This is a genomic window from Faecalibacillus sp. MSK20_93, from assembly GCF_020589945.1.
Lineage (GTDB): Bacteria > Bacillota_I > Bacilli_A > Erysipelotrichales > Coprobacillaceae > Faecalibacillus > Faecalibacillus intestinalis.
The window spans coordinates 1-424 of sequence record NZ_JAJDKA010000167.1; the positions used below are offsets into that span (position 1 = coordinate 1).

Here is a 424-nt window from a genome sequence, read left to right on the forward strand (position 1 = left end):
CTTTTCAAGATTGATATGGAAACACAGAAAGACAATCCGCAGGGAAACGCTTCTCTAGCAGGTGCGGAATTTACATGGAAGTATTATGCTAGCTTCTACAATAAAGACAATCTCCCTGCCAAAGCTACTCGTACATGGGTTACAAAGACAATCGCTGAAACAGACAGCGACGGGACAGCTCATTACATCACAAAATTAGCGGACGCATACAAGGTATCTGGCGACAGTTTCTATATGCAGGACGGAAAAGCCGTTCTTCCTTTAGGAACACTAACCGTAGAAGAAACAAAAGCTCCAAACGGTTACTTGTTAGACGGTGCATATATGCAGGCTGGCGATAAGTCCGAACAGATTAAGGGCTTATATGTAACACAGATTACCGAGGACGGCGACCTTGCCGTATTATCTGGAAGTAACCAGTTTT

Annotated in this window: 1 protein-coding gene; it reads left to right on the forward strand. The window is 43.9% G+C overall.

Going from position 1 to position 424, the window contains the following annotated elements; translation table 11 throughout:
- Nucleotides 1–424, forward strand: a 424-nt coding sequence (locus tag LJD34_RS16870; RefSeq protein ID WP_227360386.1) for a prealbumin-like fold domain-containing protein, incomplete at both ends; no start/stop codon positions are given.